General features: G+C 65.0%; 14 protein-coding genes. 5 read left to right on the top strand and 9 right to left on the bottom strand.

Features of this window, described 5'->3' with window-relative positions:
* Positions 1 to 34: 34 nt before the first annotated feature.
* Both G6N32_RS20295 and G6N32_RS20290 read left to right on the top strand, forming a co-directional pair.
* On the top strand, positions 35 to 1,654 hold the full coding sequence (locus tag G6N32_RS20295; RefSeq protein ID WP_115321574.1) for an FAD-dependent oxidoreductase: 1,620 nt from the start codon (positions 35 to 37) through the stop codon (positions 1,652 to 1,654).
* Positions 1,651 to 3,174 carry a class I adenylate-forming enzyme family protein gene (locus tag G6N32_RS20290; protein ID WP_115321573.1) on the top strand — a complete coding sequence of 508 codons (1,524 nt, stop codon included), beginning with the start codon at positions 1,651 to 1,653 and terminating at the stop codon, positions 3,172 to 3,174. The genes G6N32_RS20295 and G6N32_RS20290 overlap by 4 nt, the downstream gene beginning before the upstream one ends.
* A gap of 30 nt (positions 3,175 to 3,204) precedes the next feature.
* On the opposite strand, the gene G6N32_RS20285 is transcribed toward G6N32_RS20290, so the two are convergent.
* Genes G6N32_RS20285 through G6N32_RS20275 form a run of 3 tightly spaced genes read right to left on the bottom strand, consistent with a single transcriptional unit; the run spans position 3,205 to position 6,022 of the window.
* Positions 3,205 to 3,846 (bottom strand): TetR/AcrR family transcriptional regulator, encoded by a 642-nt coding sequence (locus G6N32_RS20285; protein WP_115321572.1) that lies wholly within the window; start codon positions 3,844 to 3,846, stop codon positions 3,205 to 3,207.
* Between the two features lie 52 nt (positions 3,847 to 3,898).
* Positions 3,899 to 5,125, bottom strand: coding sequence for a cytochrome P450 (locus G6N32_RS20280; RefSeq protein ID WP_115321571.1), 1,227 nt, complete (start codon positions 5,123 to 5,125; stop codon positions 3,899 to 3,901).
* Positions 5,126 to 5,155: 30 nt separating this feature from the next.
* The gene (locus G6N32_RS20275) at positions 5,156 to 6,022 is read right to left on the bottom strand and encodes an SDR family NAD(P)-dependent oxidoreductase (RefSeq protein ID WP_115321570.1); all 867 of its coding nucleotides are present in this window, start codon (positions 6,020 to 6,022) and stop codon (positions 5,156 to 5,158) included.
* Positions 6,023 to 6,361: 339 nt separating this feature from the next.
* Here G6N32_RS20275 and G6N32_RS20270 point away from each other — a divergent pair, with 339 nt between their 5' ends.
* On the top strand, positions 6,362 to 7,153 hold the full coding sequence (locus G6N32_RS20270) for an SDR family NAD(P)-dependent oxidoreductase (RefSeq protein ID WP_115321569.1): 792 nt from the start codon (positions 6,362 to 6,364) through the stop codon (positions 7,151 to 7,153).
* 20 nt (positions 7,154 to 7,173) lie between these two features.
* Here the strand turns inward: G6N32_RS20270 and G6N32_RS20265 are convergent, their stop codons facing one another.
* From G6N32_RS20265 to G6N32_RS20240, 6 genes are all read right to left on the bottom strand, one after another.
* Positions 7,174 to 8,688, bottom strand: a complete 1,515-nt coding sequence (locus tag G6N32_RS20265) for a class I adenylate-forming enzyme family protein (protein WP_115321568.1) — start codon at positions 8,686 to 8,688, stop codon at positions 7,174 to 7,176.
* A gap of 29 nt (positions 8,689 to 8,717) precedes the next feature.
* On the bottom strand, positions 8,718 to 9,881 hold the full coding sequence (locus G6N32_RS20260) for a thiolase C-terminal domain-containing protein (RefSeq protein WP_115321567.1): 1,164 nt from the start codon (positions 9,879 to 9,881) through the stop codon (positions 8,718 to 8,720).
* The gene (locus G6N32_RS20255; protein WP_115321566.1) at positions 9,878 to 10,633 is read right to left on the bottom strand and encodes a Zn-ribbon domain-containing OB-fold protein; all 756 of its coding nucleotides are present in this window, start codon (positions 10,631 to 10,633) and stop codon (positions 9,878 to 9,880) included. Before G6N32_RS20255 ends, G6N32_RS20260 begins: the two co-directional genes overlap by 4 nt.
* Complete coding sequence (locus G6N32_RS20250; protein ID WP_115321565.1) at positions 10,630 to 11,529, bottom strand: hypothetical protein; 900 nt, start codon at positions 11,527 to 11,529, stop codon at positions 10,630 to 10,632. Before G6N32_RS20250 ends, G6N32_RS20255 begins: the two co-directional genes overlap by 4 nt.
* Before the next feature lie 4 nt (positions 11,530 to 11,533).
* Complete coding sequence (locus G6N32_RS20245; protein ID WP_115321564.1) at positions 11,534 to 12,712, bottom strand: aromatic ring-hydroxylating oxygenase subunit alpha; 1,179 nt, start codon at positions 12,710 to 12,712, stop codon at positions 11,534 to 11,536.
* Positions 12,713 to 13,027: 315 nt separating this feature from the next.
* Complete coding sequence (locus G6N32_RS20240) at positions 13,028 to 13,222, bottom strand: ferredoxin (RefSeq protein ID WP_115322037.1); 195 nt, start codon at positions 13,220 to 13,222, stop codon at positions 13,028 to 13,030.
* A 149-nt stretch (positions 13,223 to 13,371) separates the two neighbouring features.
* On the opposite strand from G6N32_RS20240, the gene G6N32_RS20235 reads away from it, so the two are divergent.
* Both G6N32_RS20235 and G6N32_RS20230 read left to right on the top strand, forming a co-directional pair.
* A complete protein-coding gene (locus G6N32_RS20235) occupies positions 13,372 to 14,922 on the top strand; it encodes an aldehyde dehydrogenase family protein (RefSeq protein ID WP_115321563.1) in 1,551 nt (516 codons plus the stop codon).
* 221 nt (positions 14,923 to 15,143) lie between these two features.
* On the top strand, positions 15,144 to 15,797 hold the full coding sequence (locus tag G6N32_RS20230; RefSeq protein ID WP_115321562.1) for a TetR family transcriptional regulator: 654 nt from the start codon (positions 15,144 to 15,146) through the stop codon (positions 15,795 to 15,797).
* Positions 15,798 to 15,801: the final 4 nt, after the last annotated feature.

Here is a 15,801-nt window from a genome sequence, read left to right as displayed (position 1 = left end):
CCCACCGAACCCGCCCACCCGACGAGGAGCTGCGATGACCTATGTGGTGACCCAGAACTGCTGTAACGACGCCACCTGTGTGGAGGTGTGCCCGGTCAACTGCATCCATCCCGCACCCGGCGAACCGGGCTATGCCAGTGCCGAATTGCTGCACATCGACCCCAGGGCGTGCATCGACTGCGGTGCCTGCGCCGAGGTGTGCCCGGTGGACGCGATCGTGCCCGACCACGACATCACCGACGCCACTCGCCGCTATCTGGACGTCAATGCCGCCTTCTTCCAGCGCGCCGGCAGCCCTGAGCCGGCGGTCGCCGGCCGGGTGAAACCTACCGCGACAGCACATCCCGAGCGCCTGCGGGTCGCTGTCGTCGGATCAGGACCATCGGCGTTCTATGCCGCCGAAAACCTGCTGAGCCGCCGCGATGTGGACGCCGAAGTGACCATGATCGAACGGCTGCCCTTCGCCGGCGGACTCGTGCGCTACGGCGTGGCTCCCGACCATGCGAAGACAAAGTCCATCGAACGCACCTTCCAACGCACCCTGCGGCGCCCGGGGTTGACTGCCTACTTCGACGTCGAAGTGGGCGCCGACCTGAGCAGCGACGAACTCTCGGCACACCACCATGCGGTGCTGTTCGCCTCGGGTACCTCCGAAGACCGCCGCCTGGGCATCCCCGGCGCCGATCTGGCCGGCAGCCACTCCGCGCGCGAGTTCGTCGCCTGGTACAACGGCCACCCCGATTTCGCCGATCGCACTTTCGACCTATCCCACCCGCAGGTGGTCATTGTCGGCAACGGCAACGTCGCCCTCGATGTCGCGAGGATCCTCACTACCGACGTCGATCGGTTGCGGCACACCGACATTGCCGAGCATGCGCTCGATGCGCTGAGCGCCAGCGCGGTGCGCAACGTGATGGTGCTGGGCCGTCGTGGTCCCGAGGCGGCGGCGTGCACCACCCCCGAGCTGATCGGGCTGGCAGCCGACCCCGGCGTGGACATCACCGTGGACGACGCAGTTTCGGCCGGTGATGAGACACCGCTGAAGGTGCAGATCCTCGCCGAGTACGGCCGGCGCGCCCGACGACCGGGCAGCCGCACCATCGACTTCCGATTCCAGACCACCCCGGTCGAATTGGTGGGGGACACCCACCTCACCGGCGTGCGCGTGCAACGTCGGGGGATCGCGGGCTCGGCGATCGTGGACTGCGGGCTTCTGTTGCAGTCCATCGGGTATCGCGGTGCGCCCATCCCCGGCCTACCCTTCGACACCACGACGGGCACGGTGGCCAATCAAGCCGGACGGGTCTTCGATTCGGTCTCCGGCCATCCGGTCCGGGGGCGCTACGTTGCCGGGTGGATCAAACGTGGACCGACCGGCGTCATCGGGACCAACCGGTTCTGCGCCGACGAGACGGTGCACTGCCTAGTCTCAGACTTTCACAACGGCCTACTCAGGCAGCCGACGGCCGATCCGGATGCGTTCGCGCGACTCATCCAGTCCCGCAGCCCGCACAGCTTCGGTGCCGACGGCTGGATCGCCATCGACCGGCACGAGCGCGCCCAGGGGCGGCGCCTGGGCCGTCCGCGCGTCAAGTTCATCGATACCGAGTCGGCGCGGATGACCGTTGCCGCCGAAGAAGGAGGCCCGCGGTGAGCGGAACGGTTGTCGACGCCTTGGCCTTCTGGGCGCGTACCAAACCTGCCGCGACCGCGATCGACTTCGACGGTGACACGGTAAGTTACGCCGAGTTGGCGCGCTGGGCCGACGGTGTCGGCCATGTCCTCCTCGACCGCGGTGTACGACCCGGGGATCGAGTCAGCTTCGTCGGGGTGAATTCACTGGAGTGGTGTGCTGCCGCACTGGGCGCTCTCGTCGTGGGTGCCATCGCTGCGCCCTTCAACAATCGGATGGTCGCCAGGGAGTTGGCCGACTTGGTGCACGATTGCCAGCCATCCGTGGTGTTCTGCGATGAAGCTCTGCTGCCGCGACTAGATGACGTGCACGCCCAGGATCCGTCCTTCGAGATCGCGGTCTTCGAACGTGATGTGCGCAGCCTTCGGCACAGCTGCCCGACGCCGGTGCGTAGGCCGGTCATGGATACGAACATGCCCACGGCCATTGTGTTCACCAGTGGCAGCACCGGCCGGCCGAAAGGGGTGATCTTCACACACGACACCATCGCCGGCGTCGCTCATGAGTGGTCTCTGCTGGAACCGGTGTCCGGGCGAGATCTGCGACCGCTGATGGTGCTACCGCTGTTCTCGGCGGCCGGGATCATCTGGGGCATCGCACGAACGGTGCTCAATGGCGGAACGTTGTACCTCCAGCCCCGCTTCGACCCGGTCCGCGCGCTCGAGGTGCTCATCAGGGACAAGCCCAACACCCTGACCGGACCGCCGATCCTGTTCGAGCAGATCGCCGGCGTCGATGGCTTCGACGACGCCGACCTGAGCCATCTGTCGACAGCGCACGTCGGGGGTGCACGGGTGTCGGTCGAGCTGCTGGCCAGGTGGGCGCCCCGCGGCGTCGCCCTGCGTCAGCTGTACGGCCAGACCGAGATCGGCGGAACCGCGAGCGTGACACCTCTGGAGGAAGCCGCCCACGGTGCCGAAACCTGCGGCAGAGGTGGCATATTCACCAAGATCAGAGTGGTCGACGCCGACGGAGTCGACTGCCCGCCGCACGTGACGGGTGAGATTCTGCTGCGAGGACCGGGCATGATGCCCGGATACTGGCGCAATGAGGAAGCGACCCGCGCCGCCCTCGTCGACGGGTGGCTGCGCACCGGAGACCTAGGAATGCTCGACGAGCGGGGGTACCTCACGTTCGTCGACCGGCTCAAGGACATGATCATCTCCGGCGGGCTGAACATCTCGCCCGCTGAAGTCGAAGCCGTGATCGCGACGATGCCGGGTATCGAGGAGGTGGCGGTAATCAGTGTGCCCGACAAGAAGTTCGGTGAGACCGCGGCGGCTCTGATCAGGGCATCACGGCCCCTTGACGAGAGCGACGTCGTGCAGTTCTGCAACCAACGGCTCGCCGACTACAAGGTACCCCGCTATGTGGTCCTGTGCGAGGAGCCGCTGCCCAGACTGGCCAGCGGCAAGATCGCCAAACCGCTGCTGCGCTCGACCTATGCACAGATCCCCGGCAGCTATGCGCGCGTGAGGTGACTGAGTCTGTGGCAGTGAACTGTTCGCGCATCACCGATGGTGATGGACGTCGCCTATAGCGGTGGTGACTGGAACAAAAGCCGGCAAGACGAACTCGCGCAGCATCTTTCGATGTCCCGGATCTTCGGCGGAAGCGAAGTCGAGCCGGCCGACAAGGATGAACTGCACCAGGCCCAGCCATTCGGCGACTGCATTGATATCCAGATCAGGTTTGATCTCACCGCGCGCCATTGCTTGCCGGAAGATAGGACCCCACATCTCAGCGGTCAGGTTGGTGGCCAAGTGCGCGCCACCGACGATGGGGGTCGCCAGTTCCATGTGCTCGGGGCTCACCAACATCCGGACGATCGGATCCTGTCGACCGTGGTCCACAAGATAGATCAACCCTTCGACGAGCTGGTCGGCGAAAGTGGGGTGACTGAGGATGAAGTCGTAGGCGCGTGCGAACAGCATCCGCGAGCGCCGCTCGATCAGCGCGGCCAGGAGCGCGTCGCGGTCACCGAAGTAGCGATACACGGTGGGCCGGGACACCCCGGCCTCTTTGCCGATGTCGTCCATGGTCGACTTGGGCACGCCGTACCGCGTGATCACCCGCTCCGCTGCGGCGAGGATCTGCTGGCGAGCTTCGTCAGCGTCGGAGCTCAGGCCGCTGCCGCTCTTGCGGCGAGCCATCTCGTCTCCTGTCGCTCGGCATCTCGGAGTTCGTGATTCTACAAGCGATCGTCTACGTCTCTGGAGTGAACCGGATCGGCAGGCGCGCGCAACCGCGAACCTGGCTGGAATGAAAAACCGGTGGATCGGACTCGATGAGCTGATAGTCAGGGATCCGGCGGTGGATCTCCTCCAGTGCGATAACGAGCTCGATGCGGCCCAGGTGTGAACCAAGGCAGCGGTGCACGCCGGCGCCGAAGGACAAGTGCCGGTTGGGGTGACGCTCGATGTCGAAGTCGGTCGGAGCGGTGAACTCACCGGAGTCACGGTTGGCTCCGCACAGCATGACGATCAGCTGGTCACCTTCGGCGATGCTGACGCCGCCTAGCTGGACATCTTTGGTCGCCCGTCGCCCGGGGATGATCGCCGCCTCCATCCGCAGGATCTCTTCGACCGCCTTGGGGATCAGCTCCGGGTCGGCGACCAGTGCGGCCCGCTGTTCGGGATTCCTCACCAGGTGCACGATTGCCCAGCACAATGAGCCCTGCACGGTGTGCAGCCCGCCGATCAGCAACAGGAAGAACATCCGGTTGAGCTCTTCGTCGTTGAGCAGTCGGGTGCCTTCGGGCAGTTTGACTTCGGTGTGGATGAGCTTGGAGGTGATGTCCGTACCAGGATTGGCGCGGCGGGATTCCACGATGCTCTGGAAGTAGCCGAACATCTGCAGTCCGGCCATCATTCGCGCCTGATTGGACTCCTCCTCGGTACCACCGGGCTTGCCGAACAGAATGGTGTCGGTGGCCTCGGTGAACAGGGGTGCATCGGCCAGGGGCCAGTCCATCAGGGCGAGGAAGATCCGGGCGGGAAGCTCGTGGGCGAACGCCGACACGTATTCCACCTCGCCCTTGCCTGCGAACTCGTCGAGCAGCTCATTGACCACGGCGCGGATGTCGTCGGACAGCTTTTTCATCCGCTGGGGGCTGAACAGCGGCTGTAGCGCCTGCCGGTAGGAGGTGTGCTCCGGCGGGTCGAGCTCCAGGGGGATGAACTTGCCGATATCGCTGGTGACCAGATTGTTGGGATAGCTGGAGAAGGTCTCCGGATTGGTGAGCACCTCTTGAATCTCTTTGTAATGCGTGACAATCCAGTGTCCGCCGTGGGCGCGCGAGTAGACCACGGGTCCGATCGCTGCCAGTTCGGCCACCTTGTCCTGCATCACGTCGACGGGGGTGGCCAGAGCGGGGTCGTACACGTCGAAGTCGACGACCAGTTCAGTCGGGACGCTCGTTGCTGCGGTCATGTGGTGGGCTGTTCTCCGGTGTCTGGGTGGTCAGGAAACGGGTTGGGGGTTCAAGTCCTCGTCGAACCACATCCCGACGCGCGAGAGCGTGCCGCCGTCGGTGGCGCCGATGGTGGCGCCGGAGATGTAGGCGGAATCGTCGCTGACGAGGAACAGTGCGACCTTGGCGTTGTCATCGATCGACGGCGGGCGCTGCAGTTTGAGCGGGATGGGCGACACGGTCGGGTTCCAGGGTCCGGCGACCTCTTCGTAGGACTGGCCGACGACCGGAGTTCCGGGGGGCATGAGGAAGTTGGGCGACATCCCGTGTGTTGGCGCGATGGCGTTCACTCGAATTCCCCAGGGTCCCAGGTCAAGTGCGAGTCCGCGGACCAGCCCGTTGACGCCGGCCTTGGTGGCCGAGTACATGGCGATGTTGTGGTAGGCCACCAGCGACGCGGCCGACGAGGTAGCCAGGATGGTGCCGCCGCCGTTGGCCTTCAGGCTCGGGACAGCAGCCTGGGCCGTGTACACGACGCCGGACAGGTTGACCCCCAGCACGTGCTGCCAATCGGATTCGGTCAGGTCCTCGAATGCGACGTATTCGCCACCGGCAACGGAGGGAACGCCGCCCCGCGACACCACGCCTGCGTTGGCCCAAGCGATGTCGAGCTTGCCGTAATGTGCCACGGCCTCGTCGACGGCGGCCTGGATCTGCGCTTTGTCGGCCACGTCAGCGGTAATTGCGATCGCGTCTCCGCCCGCCTCCTGCACCAGCTTGAGTGACTGCTCAGCGCGATCACCGTCGATGTCGACGATGGCGACCTTGGCGCCTTCGGCGCTGAAAATCTGCGCACTCCGGCGACCCAGCCCAGACCCGGCGCCGGTGATGAGCGCGACTTTGTTCTCCAGCTTCATGATCCTCCTCGGTTGAGCCCCGCGGATCCTGCGCTTTGCGGGGCGCTCCACAACGTAGTGAGACTGTGACGTGAGACACCGGTCGGCCAAACCTTACGCCGGTAGATATGAGACGTCAATCAAGAAATGTCAGACGATAAATAAGCGGCGTTGTCGCAGCTGAGCGAGGTATGCGGTGGATCGGCGATGCGTGCGGACCGCCCTGAACGGTTGCGGTGGTACCGGCCTGTGTGTCGCGTCCTCGTACCCGACTAGGCTAACTCCATTAGATTAATCCGCGAAGGACGACTGTCCCGTTCGGCCTGCTCTTCATTTCGCGACAACCAGAAGGACGATGCGGTGTCATCGACGACCACACCTGAACCGATCGAGTCGATACTCGACCTGTATGGCCTTGCGGGTTCGGTGGCGATTGTGACCGGGGCCGGTAGCGGACTCGGTGCGGGATTCGCCCGAGCGCTGGCCGAGGCAGGGGCGGATATCGTCGTCGCGGGCCGGCGCCGGGTACAGCTCGATACGACCGCCGCGACCGTTCGCGCGACGGGTCGGTCTTGCCTGGTGGTCCCCACCGACGTCACACAGCCCGACGCGTGCGCAGAATTGGCCGAGGCCGCACTCGCGGAGTTCGGACGGGTGGACGTGCTGGTGAACAATGCCGGTGTCTCGCACGTCGCGCCGGCGACTTCGGAACGGCCGCAGGACTTTCAGGCGGTGATCGAGGTGAATCTGATGGGCGCTTACTGGGCGGCGCAGGCGTGCGCGCGCGTCATGCAGCCCGGCGCCAGCATCGTGAATGTGTCGAGCATGCTGGGTCTGGTGAAGTCCATCCTCCCGCAGGCGGCGTACACCGCAAGCAAGGCGGGACTGATCGGGCTGACTCGTGATCTCGCAAACCAGTGGTCAGCGCGAAAGGGCATCCGGGTCAATGCGATTGCGCCCGGCTTCGTCGAGACCGACATGATCGGTGAGATGTCCGAGGAGACACTGGCACGGTTCCTCGCCGCCTGTCCGATGGGGCGGGTGGGTACGCAACGTGAGATCGACGCTGCCGTGCTCTTTCTCGCCAGCCGGGCATCGAGCTATGTGACCGGATCGACGCTGGCCGTCGACGGCGGCACGTCGGGGCATTGATCGATCTGTCGGCAAGCCAGTCAGCGGGCGCGCGGAAACCGTTCCGGGACATCGTGATATTCCGCGCGGATGGCCCGCTTGTCTAGCTTGCCGCTCGGCAGGCGGGGCAGCGGCTGATCGCGAAGCACCACATAACGCGGGATCTTGTAATCCGACAGCAGGGTTTCGCAGTGCGCGATGACCGCCTCCTGGCTGGCCACGGTGCCGGTGATGATGGCGGCCGGGGTCTCGCCGAACCGGGCATCACTGGCGGCGATGACTGCGACCTCGTCGACTCCGTCGAGGGTGCCGATAGCCGATTCGAGTTCGACGGGCGAGATGTTGATCCCGCCCGAGATGATCAGATCCTTCATGCGGTCGACGAAAGTGATTCGGCCCGACTCGTCGGCGACTCCGAGATCCCCGCTGTGTAACCAGCCGTCCCGAATGGCCTGTGCCGTAGACGTGGGGTCGTCCCAGTAGCCCGGAGTCACCAGGGGGCCGCGCACCACGATCTCGCCCTGCTCGCCGGGACCACGAAGCTCTCCGTCCTCGCCCATGACCCGCACATCCGTGAAGATCGACCCGATGCCGCAGGAGCCCGGGTGCTCGAGCGCCTCATGGCGCAGCGTCGCGGTGGCCACCCCGCCGGCTTCGGTCATTCCGTAGATCTGGCGAAGTAACACGCCCTTGTCAGCCCACCTGCCGAGCAGTTCCACCGGCACCGCGGCGCCTCCGACGATCGCAGTTTGTAGCGAGCTCAGATCTGCTTCGGTGAATTCGGGTGTCTTCGCCATCGCTTCGAAGATCAGCGGTACGCCGAAAAGTGCTCGGACACCGTGGCGTTCGATGAGGCCAACCGCTCGCGAGGGGTTCAGTTCCGGTTCCACGATGAGCGTCCCGCCGAGCACGGTGGTCATCAACAGGCCGTAGACCAGACCTGGCGTGAACGCCAGGGGGAGAACCAGCAGGGTCACCGTACCGGGACGGAAGCCGTCCTGGGTGAGCGTGTTCTCCAGCACGATGGACAGCAGACCGGCGTTGGTGAGGATGACGCCCTTGGACAGGCCGGTCGATCCGCTGGTGAAGATGACGGCAATGGCGTCCTCTGGGGCGCGGTCGATCCTGAAGTCGTCGGGTTCGCCGGTGCGTTCGGCCTCGACGATGTCGAAGTCCACCACCCCGAACTCGTGGCCGCCGGGGCGGGCAGCCTGCGCAGCGGCCACGTGAGCGTTGCCGGCCAGGATCAAGCTCAGCCCGGCGTCGTCGGCGATCTTGCGGATCTCGGCCGGCTTGAGCCGAGCGTTCAGCGGTACCAGCACCGCACCGCTCTTCATGATGGCCAGTGCCGCCACCGGCCAGGCCAGAGCATTGGCGCTCAGCAATCCGACCCGATCGCCGGGTTTGACGCCGTCCTCGGAGAGTCGCCGAGCCAACCGGCTCGACCAGTCGTGCAGCTCGTGGAAGGTCAACCGGTCCTCGGCAACAATGAGGGCGGTTTCGTCGCCTTTGGTTCTGGCCCACCAGTTCAGGGCGGACCCGACGCTCGCTGCCATCTGCTCCTCGTTTCCAGGCTGAGACCGGGTCAGGCTGTCGCCGGGGACCCGAAGACTGTCGAACTCACCAGGGGGGCCATCGGGCCGCCGATCAGCAGTGAGATGTCCGCGCCGGCAACCGGGTTCGGAGATCCGCCGCGGATCTGACGTACTGCCTCCACTACCAGGCCGATGCCATGTACGAAACCTTCTGCAATGTTGCCGCCAGCGGTATTGATCGGGAGTGTACCGGTTTCGACAGTCAGGTTTTCGACGGTGAGGAATTCCCCGGCCGCGGGTCCGCCGGGAGACAGGCCATGGTCGATGATCGAAGCGACGGCCGGTCCAGTGAAGTTCTCGTAGACCTGTGCCACGTCGACATCACCGGGTCCGATTCCGGCACCGGCCCACAGCCTGGCCACCATCGCAGGATGGAAACCCGCAGTGCTGTAGTCGGTCTCATTCTCCACCGATTCGCTCCAGCCGGCGGCGGCGCCCTGCACCCCGGACAGGATAAGAGCGGGCACGCCGCGGTAGTCCCCGGACCGTTCCGCACTGACCACGAGAACCGCTGCAGCGCCGTCATTCTCACGTGAGCAGTCGAACAGGTGCAGCGGTTCGGAGATCCAGCGGCTGTTCTCGTAGCGGGTGTGGTCGACGGGATGGCCGTACGCCACGGCGTCAGGATTGTTCTGCGCGTGGTGATAACCGGTCAGTGAGATCGCTTCCATAGCCGAGCGGGGGACGCGGTCGACTTCGAGTAGACGCTGTGTGCGCAGCGCGCATATTTGGGCCGGCGCGAGCACGCCGTGTGCGGTGTACAGCGATCCGATGTGACCCTTGGCGAACGCCCGGCGTCCGTCGGTGCCCTCAGACAGGCCGCGGTAGACCGCGACGCAGTCGGCCTGACCGCTGTAAACGGCGGCGGCGGCGCAGTTGACAGCGGCGGCGATACCGCCGCCCCCGCCGCCCCACACTTCGGTGGACCAACGAACCTCGCGCACGCCCAGCGCAGCGCCGATGGCGAGGCCCTCACTGGAGTCGCCTCCGTAGGAGACGAAGCCGTCGATGCTGCGAGGATCGGCGCCGGCGTCCTCGCATGCCCGCAGGATCGCCGTGAGTATCAGTTGCGCCGATGTCAGAGGGCTGGTGCCGCGCTTGTAGTAGCCGGTCGAGCCGGTGCCGACGACGGCGGTGGATCCGCGGAAACTCATGACAGTGGGTTCTCCAGGTGCCAGCGCAGCAGGGGCCAGTGCTGTTCGTCGGGTGGCGGCTCGATGTCGCCGCGTACCGGCGCTCCGATGGTGGGGGTGATGCCGTCGGCATCAGCGAGGACGCCGACCACCCGCGCTCCATCGGCACCCGGCAACTCGACGAGGACTACGACGTAGGGCAGGTGACCGGTGCTCTCCGGGGTGAACGGCTGCCAGGTGCGGGTCCAGGAGTAGACGGTGCCGACCGGTGCGACGACCTCCCATCGGGTGTCCATCGAATGGCAGGACGGGCAGATGGGACGCGGCGACCAGATCCAGCGGCGGCATTCCCCACAGCGCTGGATCTTGAGCTCGCCTTCGCGAAGCGCGTCCCAGTGCGGGGCGTCCAAGCCGTCCGCACCCGGCCCAGTGATGTCCATCCAGGGTGCGGTGGCGGGGATGTTGCGCACGCTGAGCACCCGCCAGCTACCGTCCTCGAATCGCACCCAGCGGCTGCGCAATTCGAACCATTCGTCATCGGGCTTGCGGTACCGGATGACGGCGTCGTAGCGGCCGTCGCCGACGTCGGTGATGGTGCGCACCTCAGCGCTCTTGAGCGGCGTGGGGACATCGGCCGAGGCGATGAGTTGCCCGATACGGTCGGGCAGAAAATCGGCGAGCACCGCTCGGTTGTCGCCGGCGGCCACGGCCTTTCCGTGAGCTTCGACGGTCGCGGCAAGGCCGGCGGGCAGCGACTCGAGTTCGACGCTCATCGGTGGCCTCCGAGTTGTAGGAGCACGTCGGTGCGGTCGTGCTGGAAGTTGACCAGCCGGCAGACATTCACCCAGGCGGCGTCGTCGGAGTCGACGTGGATCACAAGCCCGGTGAGGCCGGCTTCGTGGGCGAGAGCCGCGGCTCCGTTGAGCAGGCGCCTGCGGGAGTTGGCGTCCGCCTGGGGCGTGGCGGCCAGTGCTCGCACGGTCGCGCAGCGGCCAAACTCCTCTGATTCCACCGCGGTGAAGTCCATGCCGACGGCGCCGATGACGCGGCCGCTCTCCCGAAGCGCATGATGGGGTCCGGCGGTCTCGATCAGCGTCGATGCCCACGGGTATTCGGCGAGGGCGGTCGTCGAGATCGGTTCCAGCACAGGAGCTCCGGCGGCCTCGTTGACCGAGGCTGTGGGTCTGACCAACTTCCATACCCGCCGGGTGCGGGCAATCAGGAACCGGTTACTGATCCGGCCGGAGGCGGGGTGGTTTCCCTTTGCCCAGGCCGTGACAATGTGCGCACCGGTGCCCTGCCACCCCTGCGGTCCCGAGGTGTCCAGCCCGATCCGCTCGAAGAGCAGAGTCATGATGCCGATCGAACGCAGTTGCGGATCGACCACGCCGGATGCTTCCGCGGTGCCGTCGTCATTGACCGTCAGACGGATCACGCCGGCGATGCGCTCGGGGTGATCGGCGGCTCCCAGTGCTGTGGCGTAGGGCAGCATCCACACCAGCAGGTGCCGGTATCGGGGATCGCTGCTCGCCATCGCGCCGGCGATGTCGGCGAATTCGATGGTGGTGTATTCGGGTTCGGCGTCGTAGTCGGCTGCACGGCGTAACAGGTCGGCCAGTTGGGTCGACTCGTCGTCGCTCAGCGTGTCCCGCCATTCGTATTTGATCATCTGGTCAGGACTCGACCGTACCTTCGGCCAGCAGCTTCTTTGTCTCGCGGCGGAACACTTGGTTGGCGGTCTCGTTGCGGCCCAGCAACATGTCTCCGGCATCAGCACTGGCCATTCCACGCTGGGAGTTACGCAGCAGGGGGAAATCCTCGTTGTGCAGGACGGCCAGCAGGATCTGCCAGTTCTTGTCCCAGACCTTGTTCCAGTGCTCTTCGGTCATCCCGGACCGCTCGACCGGCGGTACTATCAGGCGCTGCTCCATCCGAGATTTGGCGGGGTCGCTGATGTCCGGACGGAACGTCAAGAGCTGGAAATGATCCGGCTGCCGCAGCAGGGTGCTGTTGGGCAGCAAGAAGTGCGTCTCGGTGACGTAGCGGTCCAGATTCTCCTCGCCCGGATCCTCTTCCAGCCAACGGTCGATGGATTTGCGCGGCGCGATGAAGCGGCAGTGCCGGCCGAAGTCCTCGAACGCCATCACATTGGTGTGGATGATCTTGCCTGCAGTGTTGGGATGGGCGTACTGGATGTGGTAGCCGTCCAGAAAGGCGTCCTGCATGATCTTCCAGTTCGTCGGCTCATCGAAACCTGCCGAGCGGACACAGTGCAGTTCGTCGAGGCGGTAGCCGGCCAGGATGGCATCCATGTCCGGACCCAGCCAATCCGCGACATCGATGGTCGCGTGCGCATTGTCGACCAGCCAGATGAAGCCGTGACGCTCCTCGCACGGCAATTCGATGAGCCCGCGTTCCTTCCGGTCCACCTCGCCGAAAGTGTTGTCACGAGTGATCATTCGCAGTGAGCCATCGGGATCATATGACCACCGGTGATACTGGCACGAGAAGAACCGGCAACGGCCCTTCTCGGAGTCTTCAAGCATGGCCCCGCGGTGCCGACACAGATTGACGAACGCCTTGATGCCACCGTCGCGCTGCCGGACCACGATGACGTTGTTGCGCGGCATCTGCACCGTCAGGAAATCGAACGGTTTAGCGAGCTCAGACCCGTGCGCGACGATTGATGGAACCCGGCCGAAGATGTGGTCACGTTCCTGCTGGGCCAGAACCGGGTCGGTGAACTCTTCGGCAGTGAACGGGACGACGTCGTCGAATTTGTCGGTGGTCTCGTTACGCAACAGCTCAAGTGCTCGGCGGATGCGGTCTTGCCTGGGGAGCGATGTCGTCATGATCTGCCTTTACTACTGAGCGGTGAATTGACCGGCCACTGAGCGTCACTGGGAACCTGCAGGTTCGCAATCCTGCCCGGAAGCGCGTCGTGTCTACGGTGGCCGGAACCGACCCGCGACCCGCGCCGCCGATGCCAAAAAACCTTACGCCGATAGGTATGAGACGTCAATCAAGAACTGTCCGTTGATGCACCGCCTCGGCGATACCGCCATGTTTCCCATTGCCGGGGACGTTTCCCATTGCCGGGGACAGGGATCTTGGCGGCAGCATCTCTCGGAGGGGGCGTCGCTCGGGCGGATCGGGGCCCGGGACGTTCAGTTGTCTTCGATGATCAGCGCCAGCTCGGGGCAGGACGCGACGCCGTCACGGATGACGCGCTCGTCGGCGGGGTCCACTTCGTGCGGTTCGAGGATGGAATATCCGTCGTCGTCGATCGGGAACAGGTCGGGATCGACGGCGTAGCACTGAGCATGGCCGGCGCACTTGGCCCTTTCGAGTCGAACCTTCATGTGCATGCCTCCTTGGCTGATGGAACGGACGGTGGCAGGTGACAAAACTATAGGTTTTAGGTAGGTGAAAGCGATAGTGGTCAACAGTCGGTCGAAACCTTACTCTTTTAGATATGGTGCGTCGGCCACCGAAGGGAAAAGTACTTTTCATGAACGAAACCAGCACTGCCTCCGCGCTCGATCCGCGAACCACCATCACGGTTCGGTGCCCAGGAGATGGGCGCATCGTGGGCGCCGTGCCCGAAATGGACGAAGCGGCGGTGGCTGCATTGGCCGGCCAGCTGCGGTCAGCGCAGCCTGCTTGGGAAGCTCTCGGCCCCCGCGGCCGCAGTGTGCATCTGCTGCGCTGGCTGGACTGGCTGCTCGACAACGAACGCAGGATCCTGACCCTGGTCCAGCAGGAGACTGGGAAGTCCTGGGCTGATGCATCTTTGGAGATGGCCGTAGCCATCGACGTCATCAACTACTTCACGGCCAACGGTGAGAAGTTCATGGCCGATCGGACAGTGAAGGCGGCGGGCGCCGCCAACAAGGTGCGCCGGCTGCGGGTGCAGGTTCGGCCACATCAGCTCGTCGGGCTCATCACCCCGTGGAACGGACCGCTGGCCAGCCCGATGATGGATGTCGTCGGAGCGTTGGTCGCCGGTGCCGCCGTCCTGTGCAAGCCGTCCGAGGTGACGCCGTTGGCGTGGACCGAGGCCGTGCGTGGGTGGAACGAGGAGATAGGCGCTCCGCCGGTGCTGGGATGTGCCAACGGCGCGGGGGCCACCGGTGCGGCCGTTGTGGACCAGGCGGACATGGTGATGTTCACCGGGTCGGTGCGCACCGGCAGGGCCATCGCCGTGCGCTGCGCGCAACGACTCATCCCGTGCAGCCTGGAACTCGGCGGCAAGGACGCGCTGATCGTGCTCGCCGACGCCGATATCGAGCGGGCCGCGGCCGGTGCGGTGTGGGGCGGCATGACGAACTCCGGGCAGGCGTGTGTTGGTGTGGAACGCGTCTACGTGGAGGCGCCCGTCTACGACCGCTTCGTGACCCTGGTGACCGAGAAGGTCGCCGCCCTGCGCCAAGGCATGGACCAGCCAGGCAGCTTTGCCTGCGATATCGGCGCCATGGTCACATCGGCACAGGTCGACATCGTCGCCGACCACGTCGCCGATGCGGTGGCCAAGGGCGCGCGCGTTCTGACCGGAGGTCACCGCAGTCCGGGGGGCAACTTCTTCGAGCCCACCGTGCTGGTCGACGTAGACCACACCATGACGTGTATGCGCGAGGAGACCTTCGGGCCGACCCTCGCCATCATGCGGGTCAGCAACGAAGACGAAGCGATCGCGCTGGCCAACGACTCCGAATATGGACTCAGCTCCAGCCTGTGGACTCGCGACCGCGCCAGGGCGGATCGCCTCTCGCGACGGATCGAGGCGGGTTCGGTATCGGTCAACAACGCAGTGGTGGCGACATTCCAGATGCCGATACCAATGGGGGGCTGGAAGAACTCCGGACTGGGAACGCGGTTCGGTGGTGCACACGGCGTGCTGAAGTACTGTCGGCAGCAATCAGTGGTCGAGGAGCGGTTCGCCCTGAAGTCGGAGCTGCTGTGGTACCCGGTGATCCCGGCCAAGGCCAGGATCATCGCCAAGCTCACCCGGCTGATGGGCGCGCACGACTGGCGCCGTCGACTGGGCATCGGCCGGTCGTGACGGCGAGCACGGCTCTGTGTAACACGTTGGGGCACTCGATCATCGGTTAGTGCCCCAACCACCGGGTTGATTGAAACCACGCGGACGAAAACTGATGACTCTAGGTTGGACACCGCGTGACGCAGGCTCGATGAGCCGCGGCGTCAGTGCGGACATATCCGGGCCGGGCCCTGGGCAAGGTATGCTAAACGAGCATCGTTAGGTTAAACCCGGGGAGTGGCATGGCGAGACCGTCTAAACCGCTGATCACCCGGTCGACGGCAGTCGCAGCATCTATCGAGATTATCGATTCTGAAGGCTTGGAAGCCTTCAGTTTGCCACGGCTTGCCCAGCACCTCGGTGTCCGCGCGCCCTCGCTCTATCATCATTTCTCCGATAAGAACGAGATCCTCACTGCCATCGCCAAGCACATCGCGGGTAAATCCGTTATCAAACCCAGGCGTCAGCCCGGCCCCGACTGGCCGGAGTATTTCGTCAGTTTGGCGCTGAATTTCCGTCAGTCGGTCCTGCGCCACCGGAACGCGGCCCCAATTCTCGTCGAGCACCTGCCGCGGGAGATCTTGATCGACAGTTTCGAGGACGCGGCCCAATTCCTCAGCGACTCAGGGGTGCCCCTGCACCTGCACATCCAGATTCTCGATGGCATGGAGATGCTCTGTATTGGTGCTGTGATGGTCGAACCGCTGCGCCGTCCCGCAGGCGGGCGCAGCCTGTTTCCCAACATCGATGCTGCTGCGCATCCGCATCTCGCTGAAGCTGCCGCGGCAAACGAGCTTTCGGTGAAAGAGATGTTCGCCGAACGCATCCGGAGTTTCCTCTACGGTGTCGTCCTCACTGGCGAAAACCGACAGGCTGGCAACGAAGAATCGGCATAGTCAT

Source organism: Mycolicibacterium aichiense (assembly GCF_010726245.1).
Taxonomy (GTDB): Bacteria; Actinomycetota; Actinomycetes; order Mycobacteriales; family Mycobacteriaceae; genus Mycobacterium; species Mycobacterium aichiense.
Note: the sequence above shows the minus strand (reverse complement) of the source record. Positions and strands in the feature narration are given on the sequence as shown.

What these genes read in the sequence shown, in the direction of transcription:
- G6N32_RS20295 (WP_115321574.1), top strand. Translation starts at nt 35, where the DNA reads ATGACCTATGTGGTGACCCAGAACTGCTGTAACGACGCCACCTGTGTG.
- G6N32_RS20285 (WP_115321572.1), bottom strand. Translation starts at nt 3,846, where the DNA reads ATGGCTCGCCGCAAGAGCGGCAGCGGCCTGAGCTCCGACGCTGACGAA.
- G6N32_RS20280 (WP_115321571.1), bottom strand. Translation starts at nt 5,125, where the DNA reads ATGACCGCAGCAACGAGCGTCCCGACTGAACTGGTCGTCGACTTCGAC.
- G6N32_RS20275 (WP_115321570.1), bottom strand. Translation starts at nt 6,022, where the DNA reads ATGAAGCTGGAGAACAAAGTCGCGCTCATCACCGGCGCCGGGTCTGGG.
- G6N32_RS20265 (WP_115321568.1), bottom strand. Translation starts at nt 8,688, where the DNA reads ATGGCAGCGAGCGTCGGGTCCGCCCTGAACTGGTGGGCCAGAACCAAA.
- G6N32_RS20260 (WP_115321567.1), bottom strand. Translation starts at nt 9,881, where the DNA reads ATGAGTTTCCGCGGATCCACCGCCGTCGTCGGCACCGGCTCGACCGGC.
- G6N32_RS20255 (WP_115321566.1), bottom strand. Translation starts at nt 10,633, where the DNA reads ATGAGCGTCGAACTCGAGTCGCTGCCCGCCGGCCTTGCCGCGACCGTC.
- G6N32_RS20250 (WP_115321565.1), bottom strand. Translation starts at nt 11,529, where the DNA reads ATGATCAAATACGAATGGCGGGACACGCTGAGCGACGACGAGTCGACC.
- G6N32_RS20245 (WP_115321564.1), bottom strand. Translation starts at nt 12,712, where the DNA reads ATGACGACATCGCTCCCCAGGCAAGACCGCATCCGCCGAGCACTTGAG.
- G6N32_RS20240 (WP_115322037.1), bottom strand. Translation starts at nt 13,222, where the DNA reads ATGAAGGTTCGACTCGAAAGGGCCAAGTGCGCCGGCCATGCTCAGTGC.
- G6N32_RS20235 (WP_115321563.1), top strand. Translation starts at nt 13,372, where the DNA reads ATGAACGAAACCAGCACTGCCTCCGCGCTCGATCCGCGAACCACCATC.
- G6N32_RS20230 (WP_115321562.1), top strand. Translation starts at nt 15,144, where the DNA reads ATGGCGAGACCGTCTAAACCGCTGATCACCCGGTCGACGGCAGTCGCA.